General features: G+C 64.6%; 15 protein-coding genes. 10 read left to right on the top strand and 5 right to left on the bottom strand.

The annotated features are described in order from the left end of the window. Positions 1-92 precede the first annotated feature (92 nt). Positions 93-1,583 (top strand): polyphosphate:AMP phosphotransferase, encoded by a 1,491-nt coding sequence (pap, locus tag N0B28_RS19315; RefSeq protein ID WP_058541032.1) that lies wholly within the window; start codon positions 93-95, stop codon positions 1,581-1,583. A 98-nt stretch (positions 1,584-1,681) separates the two neighbouring features. Here the strand turns inward: pap and N0B28_RS19310 are convergent, their stop codons facing one another. Next, positions 1,682-3,076 carry a class II fumarate hydratase gene (locus tag N0B28_RS19310; protein ID WP_043862664.1) on the bottom strand — a complete coding sequence of 465 codons (1,395 nt, stop codon included), beginning with the start codon at positions 3,074-3,076 and terminating at the stop codon, positions 1,682-1,684. 154 nt (positions 3,077-3,230) lie between these two features. Here N0B28_RS19310 and N0B28_RS19305 point away from each other — a divergent pair, with 154 nt between their 5' ends. The 7 genes from N0B28_RS19305 to N0B28_RS19275 all read left to right on the top strand — a co-directional run bounded on the left by N0B28_RS19305 (position 3,231) and on the right by N0B28_RS19275 (position 11,000). Next, a complete protein-coding gene (locus tag N0B28_RS19305; RefSeq protein ID WP_043862665.1) occupies positions 3,231-3,758 on the top strand; it encodes a DUF2059 domain-containing protein in 528 nt (175 codons plus the stop codon). Positions 3,759-3,770: 12 nt separating this feature from the next. Continuing rightward, complete coding sequence (locus tag N0B28_RS19300) at positions 3,771-4,070, top strand: BolA family protein (protein WP_043862666.1); 300 nt, start codon at positions 3,771-3,773, stop codon at positions 4,068-4,070. Positions 4,071-4,179: 109 nt separating this feature from the next. Continuing rightward, positions 4,180-5,115 (top strand): rhodanese-related sulfurtransferase, encoded by a 936-nt coding sequence (locus tag N0B28_RS19295; protein WP_043862667.1) that lies wholly within the window; start codon positions 4,180-4,182, stop codon positions 5,113-5,115. Positions 5,116-5,118: 3 nt separating this feature from the next. Next, complete coding sequence (locus tag N0B28_RS19290) at positions 5,119-5,751, top strand: DsbA family protein (protein WP_043862668.1); 633 nt, start codon at positions 5,119-5,121, stop codon at positions 5,749-5,751. Further along, positions 5,744-7,576 carry an ABC transporter ATP-binding protein gene (locus tag N0B28_RS19285; RefSeq protein WP_100634467.1) on the top strand — a complete coding sequence of 611 codons (1,833 nt, stop codon included), beginning with the start codon at positions 5,744-5,746 and terminating at the stop codon, positions 7,574-7,576. The genes N0B28_RS19290 and N0B28_RS19285 overlap by 8 nt, the downstream gene beginning before the upstream one ends. 122 nt (positions 7,577-7,698) lie before the next feature. Beyond that, on the top strand, positions 7,699-10,158 hold the full coding sequence (locus N0B28_RS19280) for an EAL domain-containing protein (protein WP_043862670.1): 2,460 nt from the start codon (positions 7,699-7,701) through the stop codon (positions 10,156-10,158). A 38-nt stretch (positions 10,159-10,196) separates the two neighbouring features. Beyond that, on the top strand, positions 10,197-11,000 hold the full coding sequence (locus N0B28_RS19275; RefSeq protein WP_123752888.1) for an iron-containing redox enzyme family protein: 804 nt from the start codon (positions 10,197-10,199) through the stop codon (positions 10,998-11,000). A gap of 3 nt (positions 11,001-11,003) precedes the next feature. On the opposite strand, the gene N0B28_RS19270 is transcribed toward N0B28_RS19275, so the two are convergent. From N0B28_RS19270 to N0B28_RS19255, 4 genes are all read right to left on the bottom strand, one after another. After that, entirely contained in the window at positions 11,004-11,744 is a 741-nt protein-coding gene (locus N0B28_RS19270) for a YciK family oxidoreductase (RefSeq protein WP_054915860.1), read from the bottom strand. 113 nt (positions 11,745-11,857) lie between these two features. Then, positions 11,858-12,529, bottom strand: a complete 672-nt coding sequence (gene mupP / locus N0B28_RS19265) for an N-acetylmuramic acid 6-phosphate phosphatase MupP (protein WP_043862672.1) — start codon at positions 12,527-12,529, stop codon at positions 11,858-11,860. Between the two features lie 2 nt (positions 12,530-12,531). Then, positions 12,532-13,230 carry a bifunctional 2-polyprenyl-6-hydroxyphenol methylase/3-demethylubiquinol 3-O-methyltransferase UbiG gene (gene ubiG, locus N0B28_RS19260; protein WP_043862673.1) on the bottom strand — a complete coding sequence of 233 codons (699 nt, stop codon included), beginning with the start codon at positions 13,228-13,230 and terminating at the stop codon, positions 12,532-12,534. A gap of 61 nt (positions 13,231-13,291) precedes the next feature. Further along, on the bottom strand, positions 13,292-14,623 hold the full coding sequence (locus N0B28_RS19255; protein WP_275728115.1) for a TRZ/ATZ family hydrolase: 1,332 nt from the start codon (positions 14,621-14,623) through the stop codon (positions 13,292-13,294). A gap of 109 nt (positions 14,624-14,732) precedes the next feature. On the opposite strand from N0B28_RS19255, the gene mtnA reads away from it, so the two are divergent. Both mtnA and gyrA read left to right on the top strand, forming a co-directional pair. After that, positions 14,733-15,809 (top strand): S-methyl-5-thioribose-1-phosphate isomerase, encoded by a 1,077-nt coding sequence (gene mtnA / locus N0B28_RS19250; RefSeq protein WP_100634473.1) that lies wholly within the window; start codon positions 14,733-14,735, stop codon positions 15,807-15,809. 257 nt (positions 15,810-16,066) lie between these two features. Continuing rightward, on the top strand, positions 16,067-18,706 hold the full coding sequence (gene gyrA / locus N0B28_RS19245; RefSeq protein ID WP_275728112.1) for a DNA gyrase subunit A: 2,640 nt from the start codon (positions 16,067-16,069) through the stop codon (positions 18,704-18,706). Positions 18,707-18,740: the final 34 nt, after the last annotated feature.

Here is an 18,740-nt window from a genome sequence, read left to right as displayed (position 1 = left end):
CGGCAACAGCGAAGCGTGCATTCTAGCCGATCGCCTTGCGACAAAGGGCTGCGTGATCCGCTAGTCTTGCTTATCCAAGAAGGGAGCCTGGTATGTTCGAATCCGCCGAAATTGGTCACGCCATCGACAAAGAAACCTATGACGCCGAAGTGCCGGCGTTGCGCGAAGCCTTGCTCGAAGCCCAGTTCGAGCTCAAGCAGCAGTCTCGCTTTGCGGTCATCGTGCTGATCAATGGCATCGAGGGGGCCGGCAAGGGCGAAACCGTCAAGCTGCTCAACGAGTGGATGGACCCGCGCCTGATCGAGGTGCGCACCTTCGACCAGCAGACCGACGAGGAGCTGGCCCGGCCGCCGGCCTGGCGCTACTGGCGGGCCTTGCCGAGCAAGGGGCGCATGGGCGTCTTCTTCGGCAACTGGTACAGCCAGATGCTGCAGGGGCGGGTGCATGGCCAGTTCAAGGACGCGGTGCTCGACCAGGCCATCAACGGTGCCGAACGGCTGGAAAAGATGCTGTGCGACGAAGGCGCGCTGATCTTCAAGTTCTGGTTTCACCTGTCCAAGAAGCAGATGAAGGCGCGGCTCAAGTCGCTCAAGGATGACCCGCTGCACAGCTGGAAGATCAGCCCGCTGGACTGGCAGCAATCGCAGACCTATGACCGGTTCGTGCGCTTCGGCGAACGGGTGCTGCGCCGCACCAGCCGTGACTATGCACCCTGGCACATCATCGAGGGCGTGGACCCGAACTACCGCAGCCTGGCAGTGGGCAAGATCCTGCTCGAGGGCCTGCAGAACGCCTTGAAGGCCAAGGCCCTGGGACGCCAGACCAACATCGCGCCGCTGGGCGAATCCATCGACGGACGCAGCCTGCTGGGCAGCCTGGACATGACCCTGCGTCTGGACAAGAACGACTACCAGGAGCAGCTGATTGTCGAGCAGGCCCGTCTGGCGGGCCTGTTGCGTGACAAGCGCATGCGTCGCCACGCGCTGGTGGCGGTGTTCGAGGGCAACGACGCGGCGGGCAAGGGCGGTGCCATTCGGCGCGTGGCCGCCGCGCTGGACCCGCGTCAGTACCGCATCGTGCCGATTGCCGCCCCTACCGAGGAGGAGCGGGCGCAGCCCTACCTGTGGCGGTTCTGGCGGCACATTCCGGCGCGCGGCAAGTTCACGGTGTTCGACCGCTCGTGGTACGGGCGGGTGCTGGTGGAGCGTATCGAGGGCTTCTGCAGCCAGGCCGACTGGATGCGCGCCTATGGCGAGATCAACGATTTCGAGGAGCAACTGCACGACGCTGGCGTGGTGGTGGTCAAGTTCTGGCTGTCGATCGACGAGCAGACCCAGCTGGAGCGTTTTCAGGAGCGCGAGCAGATACCGTTCAAACGCTTCAAGATCACCGAGGAAGACTGGCGCAACCGCGACAAGTGGGACGCGTACTCCGAGGCGGTGGGCGACATGGTCGACCGCACCAGCACCGAAGTGGCGCCCTGGACGCTGGTGGAGGCCAATGACAAGCGTTGGGCGCGAGTGAAGGTGCTGCGCACCATCAACGAGGCGCTGGAGGCGGCGTTCAAGAAAGACAAGAAGTGATCATTGGCCGCATCGCGGGGCAAGCCCGCTCCCACAGGAACTCCATCAGCCTTGTGGGAGCGGCTTGACCCGCGACGGGCTGCGTAGCAGAGCTTTTTTCAGCCTTTGCCGCCGGCCTCGAGCATCTGCTCCGGCCTTACCCATTCATCGAACTGCGCATCGGTCAGATACCCCAGTTCCAGCGCTGCCTCGCGCAGGGTGGTGCCTTCGGCGTAGGCCTTCTTGGCGATCTGCGCCGACTTGTCGTAACCGATATGCGGGTTGAGCGCCGTCACCAGCATCAGCCCGCGCTCCAGGTGCTCGGCCATCTGCTGCGGGTCTGGCTCGATGCCCGCCACGCAGTGCTGCTGGAAGTTGCGGCAGCCATCGGCCAGCAGTTCGATCGACTGCAGCAGGTTGTGGATGATCACCGGCTTGAACACGTTGAGCTGCAGGTGGCCCTGGCTGGCGGCAAAGCCGATGGTGGTGTCGTTGCCCAGCACCTGGCAGGCCAGCATCGACAGTGCCTCGCACTGGGTCGGGTTGACCTTGCCGGGCATGATCGAGCTGCCCGGCTCGTTGGCCGGCAGGCGCACCTCGGCCAGCCCCGCGCGCGGCCCGGAGCCGAGCAGGCGCAGGTCGTTGGCCAGCTTCATCAGGGCCACGGCCAGGGTTTTCAGCGCACCGGCCAGGGTGATCAGCGGCTCGTGCCCGGCCAGTGCTGCAAACTTGTTGGGCGCGGTGACGAACGGCAGCCCCGACAAAGCGGCAAGCTCAGCGGCGATCGCCTCGGCAAACCCGTGCGGCGCGTTCAGCCCGGTACCCACGGCGGTACCGCCCTGGGCCAGTTCGCACACCGCCGGCAGCGCCGCGCGGATGGCGCGCTGGGCGTAGTCCAGTTGGGCCACGTAGGCCGAGACCTCTTGGCCGAAGGTGATCGGGGTGGCGTCCATCATGTGGGTTCGCCCGGTCTTGACCAGTTGCATGTGGCGTGCGGCCAGTTCGGCCAACCCGCCCGACAGCTCGGCGATGGCCGGCAGCAGTTGCTGGTTGACCGCCTGTGCGGCGGCAATGTGCATGGCGGTCGGGAAACAGTCGTTGGAGCTCTGCGAGCGGTTGACGTGGTCGTTGGGGTGCACCGGCACCTTGCCGCCGCGGCCCTTGCCGGCCAGCTCGTTGGCGCGCCCGGCCAGCACTTCGTTGGCGTTCATGTTGCTCTGGGTACCGCTGCCGGTCTGCCACACCACCAGCGGGAACTGGTCGTCATGCTCGCCGGCCAGCACCTCGTCGGCGGCCTGTTCGATCAGGCGGGCGATGTCGGCCGGCAGGTCGCCGTTGCGGTCATTGACCCGCGCTGCGGCCTTCTTGATCAGCACCAGCGCGTGCAGTACCGCCAGCGGCATGCGTTCCTTGCCGATGGCAAAGTTGATCAGCGAGCGCTGGGTCTGGGCACCCCAGTAGGCCTCGTCAGGAACTTCAACCGGGCCCAGGCTGTCAGTTTCGATACGGCTCATGCGGTACGCACTCCTTCAATGGCTTGTTTGCGCAGTTTAGGCCCTGATTCGGCATGGCGGTTCCATTGCCTGTCGTCCCTCTTGAGCAGGCTGCCCCAGTCGGCGCAGAATGCTCTACTCTGGGTACGCCCTCTTTTTATTTTAAGGAATTTCGATGACCCGTCTTCGCGCCCTCTGCACGGCTGTCGCGCTGGTCTGCGCCAGCGGCCAGGCACTCGCCGATACCGCCAGCCACAACGCCAGCGCTGAAAAATTCCTGGTGATGGCGCACGCCGACAAACTGGGTACCCCGGTCTACATGCAGGTGCAGCAGATGTTTGCCCAGCGCTTCGAGCAGACCAAGGCGCCGGCGTCCAAAAAGGCCGTGCTTGAAACCTACCAGGCCAAGGCCAACGCCGCCCTGGACCAGGCCATCGGCTGGAACAAGCTCAAGCCGGACATGATCAAGCTGTACACCAGCACCTTCAGCGAATCCGAGCTCAAGGATCTGGTCGCCTTCTACCAGTCGCCACTGGGCAAGAAAGTCCTGGAAAAGATGCCTGCCGTTACCCAGCAGTCGGCCCAGCTGACCCAGCAGAAGCTTGAAAGCGCCGTGCCGGTGGTCAACAAGCTGCTGGCCGACATGACCAACGAGCTGGACCCGTCCGCCGGCAAGGCGGCCGCACCGGCCAAGAAACCTTAAGCGGAGCCCAGCATGTCGATGCAGCAGAAGATCGAACAGAGCCTGGCGGCGCTCGCCCCGCAGCACCTCGAGGTGCTGGACGAGAGCCACATGCACAGCCGGGGCCAGCAGACCCACTACAAGGCCGTGCTGGTCAGCGAACAGTTCGATGGCTTGAACAGCGTCAAGCGCCACCAGAAGGTCTACGCCACCCTGGGTGACCTGATGGGGCAGTTCCATGCCCTGGCGTTGCATACCTACACCCCGCAGGAATGGCAGAAAGTCGGCAGCGCGCCGGCTTCGCCCACCTGCGCCGGAGGCAGCAAACACTGAAATCCCTTTCAGGTTTTTGCTAGAATCCGCAACGCGCCGCCTGTCGGCGCGTTTTTTATTGTCGACCCGGTCCGCCCTTTGCGAGGGTGACCACCTGGAGAATCAAGGCATGACCCAAGCTATCGTCGTGGCGGCGCTGTACAAGTTCGTCACCCTGAAAGATTACGTCGAGCTGCGCGAGCCGCTGCTCGAGACCATGGAGCGCAACGGGGTCAAGGGCACCCTGCTGCTGGCCGAAGAGGGTATCAACGGCACCGTGTCGGGTACCCGCGAAGGCATCGATGGCCTGCTGGCCTGGCTGCGCAGCGATGCACGCCTGGTGGACATCGATCACAAGGAATCGTACTGCGACGAACAGCCGTTCTACCGCACCAAGGTCAAGCTCAAGAAAGAGATCGTGACCCTCGGCGTGCCGGGCGTGGACCCGAACCGGACGGTCGGTACCTATGTCGAGCCCAAGGACTGGAACGCGCTGATCAGCGACCCCGAAGTGCTGCTGATCGACACCCGCAACGACTATGAAGTGGCGATTGGTACCTTCGAGGGCGCCATCGACCCCAAGACCACCACCTTTCGCGAGTTTCCCGAGTACATCAAGGCCAACTTCGACCCTGCCCGGCACAAGAAGGTGGCGATGTTCTGCACCGGTGGCATCCGCTGCGAAAAAGCCTCCAGCTATATGCTCGGCGAGGGTTTCGAAGCGGTCTATCATCTTAAGGGTGGCATCCTGAAGTACCTCGAGGAGGTTCCCCAGGAAGAAACGCGCTGGCAGGGCGACTGCTTTGTCTTCGACAACCGCGTGACCGTGCGTCACGACCTCAGCGAAGGCGACTACGACCAGTGCCACGCCTGTCGTACCCCGATCAGCGTGGAAGAACGGGCCTCCGAGCATTATTCGCCAGGCATCAGCTGCCCGCATTGCTGGGACAGCCTGAGCGAGAAGACCCGGCGCAGCGCCATCGATCGGCAGAAGCAGATCGAGTTGGCCAAGGCCCGCAACATGCCGCACCCGATCGGCCACAACTATCGCAAAGCCGAGGTGTGATGGATGACCGCTCGCCTGCTGTATGTAATGGACCCGATGTGCTCCTGGTGCTGGGGTTTCGCACCCGTGGCCGAGGCCCTGATACGGCAGGCGCGCGAGGCCGGCGTGGACACCCACCTGGTGCCCGGCGGCCTGCGCTCGGGCAGCAGTGCGCTGGATGCCTCCACCCGGCGCTACATTCTTGAACACTGGCAGGCGGTCAACCAGGCCACCGGCCAGCCGTTCCAGCTCGAGGGCGCGATGCCCGAAGGCTTTGTCTACGACACCGAACCTGCCTGCCGCGCGCTGGTGGCTGCACGCAGCCTCGACCCGCAGCGGGCCTGGACGCTGCTGGGGATGATCCAGCAGGCGTTCTACCAGCGCAGCGAAGACGTGACCCTGCCGGTCAAGCTGGTGGAACTGGCCGAGCAGGCCGGTTTCGACCGCGCCGCCTTCGCCGAGGCCTTCAGCAGCGGCGACACCCGCAGCGCCACCGCCGCCGACTTCACCTGGGTGCAGGACCTGGGCATCGCGGGCTTCCCGACCCTGCTCGCCGAGCGCAATGGCCAACTGGCCCTGCTGACCAACGGCTACCAGGCCCTGGGGGCGCTGCAGCCGCTGCTGGGGCGCTGGCTGGAGCATGCGGTCAATGCTTGACCTGCCTGGCTCCCCCGACCCGGTGCCCGGGCCGACGCCGGCACCTGTCGATCGCTTGAGCTGGGCCGAGATCCGGCGCCTGGCGCAACACCACAAGAAAGCCCTGTGGACTGCCAACGGCGTGGCCGTGCTGGCGGCCCTGTGCAGTGTGCCGATTCCGCTGCTGCTGCCGTTGCTGGTCGACGAAGTGCTGCTGGGGCACGGCGATGCGGCGCTCAAGTGGATGAACAACCTGCTGCCCGTCAGCTGGCAGGTGGCGGCCGGCTACATCGGCCTGATGCTGGTCTTCACCCTGACGCTGCGCTGTGCGGCACTGGCCTTCAACGTGGTGCAGGCCAAGCTGTTCGCCGGGCTGGCCAAGGACATCGTCTACCGGCTGCGCATCCGCCTGATCGAGCGGCTCAAGCGCATCTCGCTGAGCGAGTACGAGAGCCTGGGCAGCGGTACGGTGACCACGCACCTGGTCACCGATCTGGACACCGTGGACAAGTTCGTCGGTGAAACCCTCAGCCGCTTTCTGGTGGCCATGCTCACGCTGGCCGGCACCTCGGCGATCCTGTTGTGGATGCACTGGCAGCTGGCGCTGTTGATCCTGCTGTTCAACCCGCTGGTGATCTTTGCCACGGTGCAGTTGGGCAAGCGGGTCAAGCACCTGAAGAAACTCGAGAACGACAGCACCTCGCGCTTCACCCAGGCACTGACCGAAACCCTGGATGCGATCCAGGAAATCCGTGCCGGCAACCGCCAGGGCTACTTTCTCGGGCGCCTGGGCATGCGTGCCCAGGAGGTGCGCAACTATGCGGTGTCCTCGCAATGGAAGAGCGATGCCAGCAGCCGCGCCAGTGGCTTGCTGTTCCAGTTCGGCATCGACATCTTTCGCGCAGCGGCCATGCTCACGGTGCTGTTTTCCGACCTCAGCATCGGCCAGATGCTGGCGGTGTTCAGCTACCTGTGGTTCATGATCGGCCCGGTGGAGCAGTTGCTCAACCTGCAGTACGCCTACTACGCGGCAGGTGGTGCGCTGAGCCGGATCAACGAGCTGCTGGCGCGCAGCGACGAGCCGCAGTATCCCGGCGGCATCGACCCTTTCGCGGGGCAGACCACCGTGGGCATCGAGGTGCGCGGGCTGCGTTTCGGCTATGGCGAGGAGCCGGTGCTGGACCAGTTGAACCTGTCCATCGCACCCGGCGAGAAGGTGGCCATCGTCGGCGCCAGCGGCGGCGGCAAGAGCACCCTGGTGCAGCTGTTGCTGGGCCTGTACAGCGCCCAGGCCGGCAGCATCCGCTTCGGCGGTTCGACCTTGCAGGAGATCGGCCTGGAAACCCTGCGCGAGCATGTGGCGGTGGTGTTGCAGCACCCGTCGCTGTTCAACGACACCGTGCGCGCCAACCTGACCATGGGCCGCGAGAGTACCGATGAGGCCTGCTGGCAGGCGCTGCGCATTGCCCAGCTCGACGCCACCATCGCCGCGCTGCCGCAGGGCCTGGACAGTGTGGTGGGACGTTCGGGCGTGCGTCTGTCCGGCGGGCAGCGCCAGCGTCTGGCGATAGCGCGCATGGTGCTGGCCGAGCCCAAGGTCGTCATTCTCGATGAGGCCACCTCGGCACTGGACGCGGCCACCGAGTACAACCTGCACCAGGCGCTGAGCCGCTTCCTCAGCGCCCGTACCACCCTGATCATCGCTCACCGCCTGTCGGCAGTGAAGCAGGCCGACCGCGTGCTGGTGTTCGACGGCGGGCATGTCGCCGAGGATGGCGGTCACCAGCAGCTGATCGCCGAGGGCGGGTTGTACGCCAAGCTCTATGGGCATTTGCAACAGAGCTGAGGGCCTTCTACTGTACAACTGTTGTACAGGTGAAAAAGGGCCTGATGGCAGGTGGCAAATGGCCTAGGCTGTGTCTGTGCAGGATGAGACTCATCGGGCTGCGCATTGCTGCAAGGGACCTCATGAAGCAGAAACGGACTCTCGAAGCGCCCAGGTTGTTGGGCATCATCTGGCCTTTTGTGGCGGTCGTACTGTTCCAGGCCTTGCTGGGGGGCATCAGCCTCTATGCCTTGTCGGCCGTGCGCGGTTATGTGGCGGGCGAGAGCCTGTGGTCCAAGGGGCAGAAGGACGCCATCTACTTCCTGAGCCTGTATACCGACAGCCGCGACGAGGCGGCCTACCAGAAGTACCGGCAGGCCATCGCCATCCCCCAGGGGGGTCACCAGCTGCGCACCGCGCTGGATGCCAAGCCCCTGGACCTGGCCGCTGCGCGCCAGGGCATCCTCAGGGGCGGCAACCACCCGGATGACATCGACAGCGTCATCTGGCTCTACCTGAATTTCCGTCATGTCAGCTACATGGAACGCGCCATCGAACGCTGGTCGGTGGGGGACGACTACCTGCAGCAGCTGGATGCGCTGGCCAACCGGATCCACCAGGGTATCGTCACCGGGAATGTCACTGCGCAGCGGGTTGCAGCCTGGAAGGGTGAGATCGCCGCGATCAACGAGGCGGTAACCCCCGCCGCCATGGCGTTCAGCGATGCCCTGGGCGAAGGATCGCGCATGCTGTTGCGCCTGCTGCTGGTGGTCAACCTGGCCACGGCACTGTTTCTGATTGCGCTGGCCTGCCTGCGCACGCACAAGCTGCTGGCGCAGCGCCAGGCCTTTGCCAGTGCCCTGCAGGTGGAGAAGGATCGGGCGCAGATCACCTTGCAGTCGATTGGCGATGGGGTGATCACCACCGATGTCGAGGGCTGTATCGCCTACATGAACCCTGCCGCCGAGCAGTTGACCCACTGGAGCGCCGGACAGGCCCAGGGCCTGCCGCTGGCGGCGCTGTTCAGCCTGCTGGACGACAACGCCGAAAAAGACAGCCTGTCCCTTACCGAGCGCATTCTGAGCGGTACCCTCAAGGGCGGCAGCGAGCACGCCAAGCTGATCCAGCGGCTGGACGGCAGCACGGTGTCGGTGGCCCTGGTGGGCTCGCCGATCATCAGTGACGGTCAGGTCAGCGGCATCGTGCTGGTGCTGCACGACATGACCCAGGAGCGCCAGTACATCGCCAACCTGTCGTGGCAGGCCACCCATGATGCCCTCACCGGGCTGGCCAACCGGCGCGAATTCGAATACCGGCTGGAGCTGGCGCTGGGCGACCTGGGCCGCCAGGCGGCGCGCCACACCCTGCTGTTTCTGGACCTGGATCAGTTCAAGCTGGTCAACGACACCTGTGGCCATGCGGCGGGCGACGAATTGCTGCGTCACATTTGCGCGGTGCTGCAGGCGGGCGTTCGCGAGGGCGATACCCTGGCGCGCCTGGGCGGCGACGAGTTCGGTATCCTGCTGGAGAACTGCCTGCCCGAGCAGGCCGAGCGCATTGCCGAGAATCTGCGCCAGACCGTGCAGAGCCTGCACTTCGTGTGGAAGGGGCGCCCGTTCATGACCACCGTGAGCGTGGGGCTGGTCCACCTGCAACTGGCACCCCATACGCTGGAGGCCTCGCTGCGTGCGGCCGACATGGCGTGCTACATGGCCAAGGAGAAGGGGCGCAACCGGGTGCAGGTGTACCACCCCGACGACACCGAGCTGTCCATGCGCTTTGGCGAGATGGCCTGGATTCAGCGCCTGCACATCGCCCTGGAGGAAGACCGCTTCTGCCTGTATGCCCAGGAAATCGCGCCACTGGCGGCCGGTGAGTCGGATGCCGGTCATCTGGAAATACTGCTGCGCCTGCATGATGAGAGCGGGCGCATCATCCTGCCCGACAGCTTCATCCCGGCCGCCGAACGCTATGGGCTCATGACGGCCCTGGATCGCTGGGTGGTGAACAGAGTGTTCAAGGTGATTCGCCAGGCTCTGGATGAGGGGCGAAAGGGGCCATTGGCAATGTGCGCCATCAACCTGTCGGGCAGCAGCATCGGCGATGACAAGTTTCTGGATTATCTGCAGCGCCAGTTCGTCGAGTACGCCATACCGCCTGAAATGATCTGTTTCGAGATCACCGAAACCAGTGCGATTGCCAACCTGGGCAGCGCCATCCGTTTCATCAACGAATTGAAAGGGCTGGGTTGCCACTTTTCGCTGGACGACTTCTGCGCCGGGATGTCGTCGTTTGCCTACCTCAAACACCTGCCCGTGGACTTCCTGAAAATCGACGGGAGTTTCGTCAAGGACATGCTTGACGATCCGATTAACCGGGCTATGGTCGAAGTGATCAACCATATTGGCCACGTCATGGGCAAGCGCACCATTGCCGAGTTTGTCGAGACGCCCCTGATCGAACAGGCGCTGCATGAAATTGGTGTCGATTACGCCCAGGGCTACCTGATCGAGCGGCCGCAGGTGTTCACCTGTGAAAGCTTGCAACGCCGGCGTATCCGTTCGCGACCCTTGCTGTTCAGGACGCCGGGGACGTTTCGCTGAGCGTTCACTTCAAATCACAAGGATGTAGGGATATGACAGTGATTGATGCATTTGAGCGAGTGGGTCCATTGATGGACGCGCAAAGTTACCCACGCTGGGCTCAGAAACTGATCGAGGATTGCAGTGCGAGCAAGCAGCGGGTGGTAGAGCATGAAATCTATCACCGCCTGCGCGACGGCAAGCTGAGCCAGCGCACCCTGCGCCAGTATCTGATCGGCGGCTGGCCGGTAGTCGAACAGTTTTCGGTGTACATGGCGCAGAACCTGGCCAAGACCAGTTTTGCCCGCCACCCGGGGGAAGACATGGCGCGTCGCTGGCTGATGCGCAATATCCGTGTCGAGCTCAACCATGCCGACTACTGGGTGCACTGGGCCCAGGCGCACGGGGTCAGCCTGGACGATCTGAACGAGCAGAACGTGCCGACCGAGTTGCAGGCGCTGAGTGACTGGTGCTGGCATACCTGTGCGGCCGATTCGCTGATCGTGGCCATGGCCGCGACCAACTATGCGATCGAAGGCGCGGTGGGGGAATGGTCGGCGCTGGTGTGTTCGACGGATACCTACGCCAACGGCTTTCCCGAAAGCGGGCGCAAGCGCGCCATGAAATGGCTGAGGATGCACGCGCAGTATGACGACGAGCACCCTTGGGAGGCGTTGGAGATCATCTGCACGCTGGCGGGCAACAACCCACCACAGGCGCTGCAGACCCAGCTGCGTCGTGCGATCTGCAAGAGCTACGACTACATGTACCTGTTTCTGGAGCGCTGTCTGCAGCTGGAGCAGTCCCCACAGGCCGAGCCGGGCTCCACTGCCCGGTCGCGCTCGGCCCTGGTCGGTGCCTGAGGGCTACTGTGCGTTGAGCGCCTGGCCGTTGATGCCCTTGCTGTCCGGGCCCATCAGGTAGAGGTAGACCGGCATGATCTGCTCGGGCAGCGGGTTGTTCTCCGGTGCCTCGGCAGGGTAGGCCTGGGCGCGCATGCTGGTGCGTGTGGCGCCCGGGTTGACGCTGTTGGCGCGCACGGGGGCAACGTTCTCCAGCTCGTCGGCGAGGGTCTGCATCAGGCCTTCGGTGGCGAATTTCGATACGCCATAGGCACCCCAGTAGGCCCGGCCCTTGCGCCCGACGCTGCTGGAGGTGAACACCACCGAGGCATCCTCCGACAGCTTGAGCAGCGGCAGCAGGGTGCTGGTGAGCATGAACATGGCGTTGACGTTGATGTGCATGACGCGCATGAAGTTTTCGCCCGACAACTGCTCCAGCGGGGTGCGCGGGCCGATGATGGAGGCGTTGTGCAGCAGCCCGTCGAGACGACCGAATTCGTTTTCCACCATCACTGCCAGCTCATCGTACTGATGGGGCAGGGCGGTTTCGAGGTTGAAGGGCACGACCACCGGTGCCGGATGGCCGGCTGCGGTGATCTGGTCGTGCACCTCGTTGAGGTTGGCTTCGGTCTTGCCCAGCAGCAGTACCGTGGCGCCATGGGCAGCGTAGGCCTTGGCAGCAGCGGCGCCGATGCCGCGACCGGCGCCGGTGACCAGGATGACCCGGCCGTTGAGCAGGCCGGGGCGGGCGGTGTAGTCGAACATGGGATTCCCTCGAGATCGTGGTGAGGCATTCGCCGGCACGGCCGGCTCCTACAAATCGATGCGGTGTTGCAGGAGCCGGCTGTGCCGGCGAAGCTTTTGGCGGGTGTCGGCGATCAGCAGCCGCACAGGGCGCTGTCGAGCACCTTGCGCAGGTCCAGCGGATGATCGACCACCACGTCCGCGCCCCAGTTGTTGGGGTTGTCCTCTGGATGAATATAGCCGTAGCGCACCGCTGCGGTGCGGGTGCCGGCGTCGCGGCCCGACTCGATGTCGCGCAGGTCGTCACCCACGAACAGCACGCTGGCCGGGTCCAGGTTCAGGGTCTTGCAGGCCAGGATCAGCGGCTCAGGGTCGGGCTTGCTGTTCTTCACGTGATCCGGACAGATCAGCAGCGACGAACGCTCGGCCAGGCCCAGCTGCTGCATGATCGGCTCGGCGAAGCGTACCGGCTTGTTGGTGACCACGCCCCACAGCAGGTTGCCTTTTTCGATGTCGGCCAGCAGCTCGGCCATGCCGTCGAACAGCTTGCTGTGCACCGCGCAATCCTTCTGGTAGCGCTCGAGGAATTCCAGGCGCAGCGCCTCGAACTCGGGGGCTTCGGGGCTCATCGCGAACGCGGCGGCGACCATGGCTCGGGCGCCACCGGAAATCACTTCGCGAATCCGTTCGTCGTCGATTGCCGGCAGGCTGCGGTCGGCCAGCATGGCCTGGCAGATGGCGATGAAATCCGGCGCCGTGTCGAGCAGGGTGCCGTCCATGTCGAAAAGTACTGCTCGCAAACGCATGCTCATTCCTCGCGCAGGGTCTGGATCATGTAGTTGACGTCCACGTCGCTGGCCAGTTTGTAGTGCTTGGTCAGCGGGTTGTAGGTCAGGCCGATGATGTCCTTGACGCTCAGGCCCGCTTCGCGGCTCCAGGCGCCCAGTTCGGACGGTCGGATGAATTTCTTGAAGTCATGGGTGCCGCGCGGCAGCAGCTTCATGATGTATTCCGCACCGATGATGGCGAACAGGTAGGCCTTGGGGTTGCGGTTGATGGTGGAGAAGAATACCTGGCCGCCGGGCTTGACCATGCGGTAGCAGGCGCGGATCACCGAGGAGGGGTCGGGTACGTGCTCGAGCATCTCCAGGCAGGTGACCACGTCGAACTGCTCGGGCATTTCCTCGGCCAGGGCTTCGGCGGTGATCTGCCGGTATTCCACCTCGACGCCGGACTCCAGCTGGTGCAGGCGGGCGACGGCCAGCGGCGCTTCACCCATGTCGATGCCGGTGACGGTGGCACCCCGCAGGGCCATGGCCTCGCTGAGAATGCCGCCGCCGCAACCGACGTCGAGCACTTTCTTGCCGGCCAGTTTGACCCGCTCGTCGACCCAGTTGACCCGCAGCGGATTGATGTCGTGCAGTGGCTTGAATTCGCTCTCGCGATCCCACCAGCGGTGGGCCAGGGCTTCGAATTTGGCGATTTCGGCGTGGTCGACGTTGCTCATGGAACGGTCCTCAGAAACTTTGATAATTCGCTACAGGTCGGCAGCCGTGGCTGCCGACGGGTTATTCGTGCTGGCCGCCGATACGCTGGCCCCAGCCACAGGCGCTGGCATGCAGGGCCTGTTCGTCGAGCCGGGTGAGGCGGCGCTCATCGAGCAGTTGCCGGCCGGCCACCCAGACATGTCTTGCGCAGTCCCGCCCGCTGGCATACACCAGTTGCGAGACCGGGTCGTAGATCGGCTGCTGGGCCAGGCCCGACAGGTCGAATGCCACCAGGTCGGCAGCCTTGCCCAGCTCCAGCGAGCCGGTTACGGTCTCCAGGCCCAGCGCGCGGGCGCCGTTGAGGGTTGCCATGCGCAAGGCGCGATGGGCATCCAGGGCGCTGGCCGAACCTGACACGGCCTTGGCCAGCAGGGCCGCGGTACGGGTTTCGCCCAGCAGGTCGAGGTCGTTGTTGCTGGCGGCGCCATCGGTGCCTATGGCTACGTTGACGCCAGCCTGCCACAGGCGTTCCACCGGGCAGAAGCCGCTGGCCAGCTTGAGGTTGGATTCAGGGCAGTGCACCACGCTGGTGTTGCTTTCTACCAGCAGGGCCAGGTCGTCGTCGCTGACCTGGGTCATGTGCACGGCCTGCAGGCGCGGGCCCAGCAGGCCGATGCGTGCCAGGCGCGCCAATGGCCGCTCGCCGCACTGGTCGATGGACTGCTGCACCTCGAAGGCGGTCTCGTGCAGGTGCATGTGCACCAGCGCGTCCAGCTCTTCGGCGATCACCCGGACCTTTTCCAGGTTGGCGTCGCTGACCGTGTACGGTGCGTGCGGGCCCAGGGCCACGGTAATGCGCGGATGGTGGCGCAGGTCGCCGAACAGCTCCACGCCCAGGTGCAGGCCTTCGTCGAAGGTACGGGCGCCCGGAATCGGGAAGTCCAGCAACGGCACTGCGATCTGCGCGCGCATGCCGCTGTCGTGCACGCATTCGCTGGCGATCTTGGGGAAGAAGTACATGTCCGAGAAGCAGGTGATGCCACCCTTGAGCTGTTCGGCAATGGCCAGGTTGGTGCCGTCACGCACGAAGGCTTCATCGACCCAGCGGGCTTCGGCGGGCCAGATGTGCTCCTGCAGCCAGGTCATCAGCGGCAGGTCGTCGGCCAGGCCGCGAAACAGCGTCATCGCGGCGTGGCCGTGGGCGTTGATCAGGCCGGGGGCGAGCAGGCAGCCGGGTAGCTCGCGCACCTCGGTGGCCTGCAGGCGCAGGGCGTCTTCGCGCGGGCCGATGAAGGCGATCAGGCCGTCGCGGATACCGATGCCGTGGCCCTTGAGAACCACCCCGGCCGGTTCGACGGGCACCAGCCACGAGGGCAGGAGCAACAGGTCGAGGGGAGGGGCAGGCTTGGGCATGTGCGAAAATCCCGGTATCGCGGAAGGTGGGGGCGAAGTATACCCGAGCGTCCGCGGCTGGGGCTCGTTATAATCGTGCGCTTTTGATGTCCGAATGACGGGGTGAGGCATGCGCGATCGACTGTTGGCTGCGGAGAAGGTGACGGCCATCGATTGGCGGGATGGTGCCCTGTATCTGCTCGACCAGCGTGCGCTGCCGTTCGAGCAGCGCTGGCTGGCGTATAACGATGCCGTCGGGGTGGCCGAGGCTATCCGCACCATGGTGGTGCGCGGCGCCCCGGCCATCGGCATCAGTGCGGCCTATGGCCTGGTGCTGGCGCTGCGCCAGCGCCTGGCGGATGGCGATGACTGGGAAATGGCTCTGGAAGAGGACTTCGAGCTGCTGGGCGAAGCCCGTCCCACCGCCGTCAACCTGTTCTGGGCACTGAACCGCATGCGCGAGCGGCTGTTGCGGATCAAGGCCGGGGATGACGTGCTGGCGATCATGCTGGCCGAAGCCGAGGCCATTCACGAGAGCGACCGTGAAGCCAACCTGACCATGGCCCAGCTGGGCGCCGAGCTGATTCGCAGGCACCAGGGCAGCGAGCAGGCCATCCTCACCCACTGCAATGCCGGCGCGCTGGCCACGGGCGGGTTCGGCACTGCGCTGGGGGTGATTCGCGCCGCGTACCTGGAAGGCATGGTGGAGCGGGTGTACGTGGCCGAGACCCGGCCCTGGCTGCAAGGGTCGCGGCTGACCGCCTGGGAGCTTGCCGGCGAAGGGGTGCCGGTGACCATTGGCGTCGATTCCGCCGCCGCGCACCTGATGAAGACCAAGGGCATCACCTGGGTGATCGTCGGCGCCGACCGCATCACTGCCAATGGCGACGTGGTCAGCAAGATCGGCACCTACCAGCTGGCGGTCAATGCCATGCACCATGGGGTTCGCTTCATGGTAGTGGCGCCCAGTTCGAGCATCGACCTCAACCTGACCAGTGGCGAGGAGGTGGCGCTGGAGGAGCGGGATGTCAGCGAGCTGCTGGAGGTGGGCGGCGAACGGGTCGGGGCCGGGGTAGAGGCCTTCAATCCGGTGTTCGATGTGACGCCGGCAGATCTGATCGACGTGATCGTGACCGAAAAGGGCGTCGTCGAGCGTCCGGACGCGGCCAAGATGGCGCAGTTGATGTGCCGCAAGCGGTTGCATTGAAGTCCGCGCCGCGCCCTTTGCCGGCAAGCCGGCCTCAGATCCGGCGGCGGTTTGCCATACTCCCAAGCCTATCGGGACTGTGGTAACATCCGACGGTTTCCAAGACCGCCTCCCGAGGCGGTCTTTACTGCGCAGATCCATGGCATAACTCGTTGATTTGTCGTAAGTCGCTGCCGGTCATCTGCTTGCAGCGGCGAGCTTCGTTCGTCCCATATGGATGTGACGAGGTTTCACCAGAAAAAGGAATCAGGCTTCTCATGGGCGAACTGGCCAAAGAAATCCTACCGGTCAATATCGAAGACGAACTGAGACAGTCCTACCTCGACTACGCGATGAGCGTCATTGTCGGGCGTGCACTGCCCGATGCGCGTGATGGCTTGAAGCCCGTGCATCGCCGCGTTCTGTTTGCGATGAGTGAACTGGGTAACGACTGGAACAAACCGTACAAGAAATCCGCCCGTGTGGTCGGTGACGTGATCGGTAAGTATCACCCCCACGGTGATATCGCGGTCTACGACACCATCGTCCGTATGGCCCAGCCGTTCTCGCTGCGCTACCTGCTGGTGGACGGCCAGGGCAACTTCGGTTCGGTGGACGGCGACAATGCCGCGGCCATGCGATACACCGAAGTGCGCATGACCAAGCTGGCGCACGAGCTGCTGGCAGACCTGCACAAGGAAACCGTCGACTGGGTGCCCAACTACGACGGCACCGAGCAGATTCCGGCGGTCATGCCGACCAAGATCCCGAACCTGCTGGTCAACGGCTCCAGCGGTATCGCCGTGGGCATGGCGACCAACATTCCGCCGCACAACCTCGGTGAAGTCATCGACGGTTGCCTGGCGCTGATCGACAACGCCGACATCACGGTCGATGAGCTGATGCAGTTCATCCCGGGGCCGGACTTCCCGACTGCCGCGATCATCAACGGTCGCCAGGGCATCATCGAGGCCTACCGCACCGGTCGCGGGCGCATCTACATGCGTGCCCGCTCGACGGTCGAGGACATCGACAAGGTCGGTGGCCGCCAGCAGATCGTGATCACCGAGCTGCCGTACCAGCTGAACAAGGCGCGGCTGATCGAGAAGATCGCCGAGCTGGTCAAGGAAAAGAAACTCGAGGGCATCACCGAGCTGCGCGACGAGTCCGACAAGGACGGCATGCGCATCGTCATCGAGCTGCGCCGTGGCGAAGTGCCGGAGGTGATCCTCAACAACCTCTATGCCCAGACCCAGCTGCAGGCCGTGTTCGGCATCAACATCGTGGCGCTGATCGACGGCCGTCCGCGGGTGCTGAACCTCAAGGACCTGCTCGAGGCGTTCGTGCGTCACCGCCGCGAGGTGGTCACCCGCCGTACCGTGTTCGAGCTGCGCAAGGCCCGTGAACGCGGTCATATCCTCGAGGGCCAGGCGGTCGCACTGTCCAACATCGACCCGGTCATCGCCCTGATCAAGGCTTCGCCGACGCCGTCCGAGGCCAAGGAAGCGCTGATCGGCACGCCGTGGGAGTCCAGTGCCGTGCAGGTGATGGTCGAGCGCGCCGGCGCCGATTCCTGCCGCCCGGAAACCCTCGACGAGCAGTACGGTCTGCGTGATGGCAAGTACTACCTTTCGCCCGAACAGGCCCAGGCCATCCTGGACCTGCGCCTGCACCGCCTGACCGGCCTGGAGCACGAGAAGCTGCTGGCCGAGTACCAGGAGATTCTCAAGCAGATCGGCGAGCTGATTCGCATCCTGAACAACGCCGAGCGCTTGATGGAAGTGATCCGCGAAGAGCTGGAGCTGATCCGCGCCGAGTATGGCGACGTGCGCCGCACCGAGATTCTCGATGCACGCCTGGACCTGACCCTGGGTGACATGATCCCGGAAGAAGACCGCGTGGTGACCATCTCCCACGGCGGCTACGCCAAGACCCAGCCGCTGGCGGCCTACCAGGCCCAGCGCCGTGGCGGCAAGGGCAAGTCGGCCACCGGCGTCAAGGACGAGGACTACATCTCGCACCTGCTGGTCGCCAACAGCCACACCACGCTGCTGCTGTTCTCCAGCAAGGGCAAGGTGTACTGGCTCAAGACCTACGAAATCCCCGAGGCGTCGCGTGCCGCACGTGGCCGTCCGCTGGTGAACCTGCTGCCGCTGGGCGAGGGCGAGGTCATCACCACCATGCTGCCGGTGGAGGAATACACCGAAGGTCACTTCATCTTCATGGCCACCGCCAACGGCACCGTGAAGAAGACCCCGCTGGAGCAGTTCAGTCGTCAGCGCAGTGTCGGCCTGATCGCGCTGGAGCTGGACGAAGGCGACATCCTGATTTCCGCCTCCATCACCGATGGTGAGCGCGAGGTCATGCTGTTCTCCGATGCCGGCAAGGTCACCCGCTTCAAGGAGTCCGACGTGCGTGCCATGGGGCGTACCGCCCGCGGTGTGCGCGGCATGCGCCTGGCCGAGGGGCAGAAGCTGATTTCGATGATCATCCCCGAAGAAGGCAGCCAGATCCTCACCGCTTCCGAGCGTGGTTTCGGCAAGCGTACCGCCATCGCCGAGTTCCCCGAGTACAAGCGTGGTGGCCAGGGCGTCATCGCCATGGTCAGCAACGATCGCAACGGCCGTCTGGTGGGTGCGGTACAGGTGCAGGAAGGCGAGGAGATCATGCTGATTTCCGACCAGGGCACCCTGGTGCGTACCCGTGTCGGCGAAGTCTCCAGCCTGGGCCGCAATACCCAGGGCGTGACGCTCATCAAGCTGGCCAGCGACGAGACCCTGGTGGGTCTGGAGCGGGTGCAGGAGCCGTCCGACGAGGAAGACGACGAAGACTTCGTGGCGGATGCCGAGGCTGACGTGGACGCCGGCGAAGGTTCGTCACTGGACGCTGCAGCTGACGAAGAGACGCCGCAGGAATAAATTGTAGTAGCGCAACCTATGGGAGCGGCTGTGG

It is taken from the genome of Pseudomonas sp. SD17-1, from assembly GCF_029201585.1.
Classification (GTDB): Bacteria; Pseudomonadota; Gammaproteobacteria; order Pseudomonadales; family Pseudomonadaceae; genus Aquipseudomonas; species Aquipseudomonas palmensis.
Note: the sequence above shows the minus strand (reverse complement) of the source record. Positions and strands in the feature narration are given on the sequence as shown.

Coding starts and splice junctions, on each gene's coding strand:
- pap (WP_058541032.1), top strand. CDS start 93: ATGTTCGAATCCGCCGAAATTGGTCACGCCATCGACAAAGAAACCTAT.
- N0B28_RS19310 (WP_043862664.1), bottom strand. CDS start 3,076: ATGAGCCGTATCGAAACTGACAGCCTGGGCCCGGTTGAAGTTCCTGAC.
- N0B28_RS19305 (WP_043862665.1), top strand. CDS start 3,231: ATGACCCGTCTTCGCGCCCTCTGCACGGCTGTCGCGCTGGTCTGCGCC.
- N0B28_RS19300 (WP_043862666.1), top strand. CDS start 3,771: ATGTCGATGCAGCAGAAGATCGAACAGAGCCTGGCGGCGCTCGCCCCG.
- N0B28_RS19295 (WP_043862667.1), top strand. CDS start 4,180: ATGACCCAAGCTATCGTCGTGGCGGCGCTGTACAAGTTCGTCACCCTG.
- N0B28_RS19290 (WP_043862668.1), top strand. CDS start 5,119: ATGACCGCTCGCCTGCTGTATGTAATGGACCCGATGTGCTCCTGGTGC.
- N0B28_RS19285 (WP_100634467.1), top strand. CDS start 5,744: ATGCTTGACCTGCCTGGCTCCCCCGACCCGGTGCCCGGGCCGACGCCG.
- N0B28_RS19280 (WP_043862670.1), top strand. CDS start 7,699: ATGAAGCAGAAACGGACTCTCGAAGCGCCCAGGTTGTTGGGCATCATC.
- N0B28_RS19270 (WP_054915860.1), bottom strand. CDS start 11,744: ATGTTCGACTACACCGCCCGCCCCGGCCTGCTCAACGGCCGGGTCATC.
- mupP (WP_043862672.1), bottom strand. CDS start 12,529: ATGCGTTTGCGAGCAGTACTTTTCGACATGGACGGCACCCTGCTCGAC.
- ubiG (WP_043862673.1), bottom strand. CDS start 13,230: ATGAGCAACGTCGACCACGCCGAAATCGCCAAATTCGAAGCCCTGGCC.
- N0B28_RS19255 (WP_275728115.1), bottom strand. CDS start 14,623: ATGCCCAAGCCTGCCCCTCCCCTCGACCTGTTGCTCCTGCCCTCGTGG.
- mtnA (WP_100634473.1), top strand. CDS start 14,733: ATGCGCGATCGACTGTTGGCTGCGGAGAAGGTGACGGCCATCGATTGG.
- gyrA (WP_275728112.1), top strand. CDS start 16,067: ATGGGCGAACTGGCCAAAGAAATCCTACCGGTCAATATCGAAGACGAA.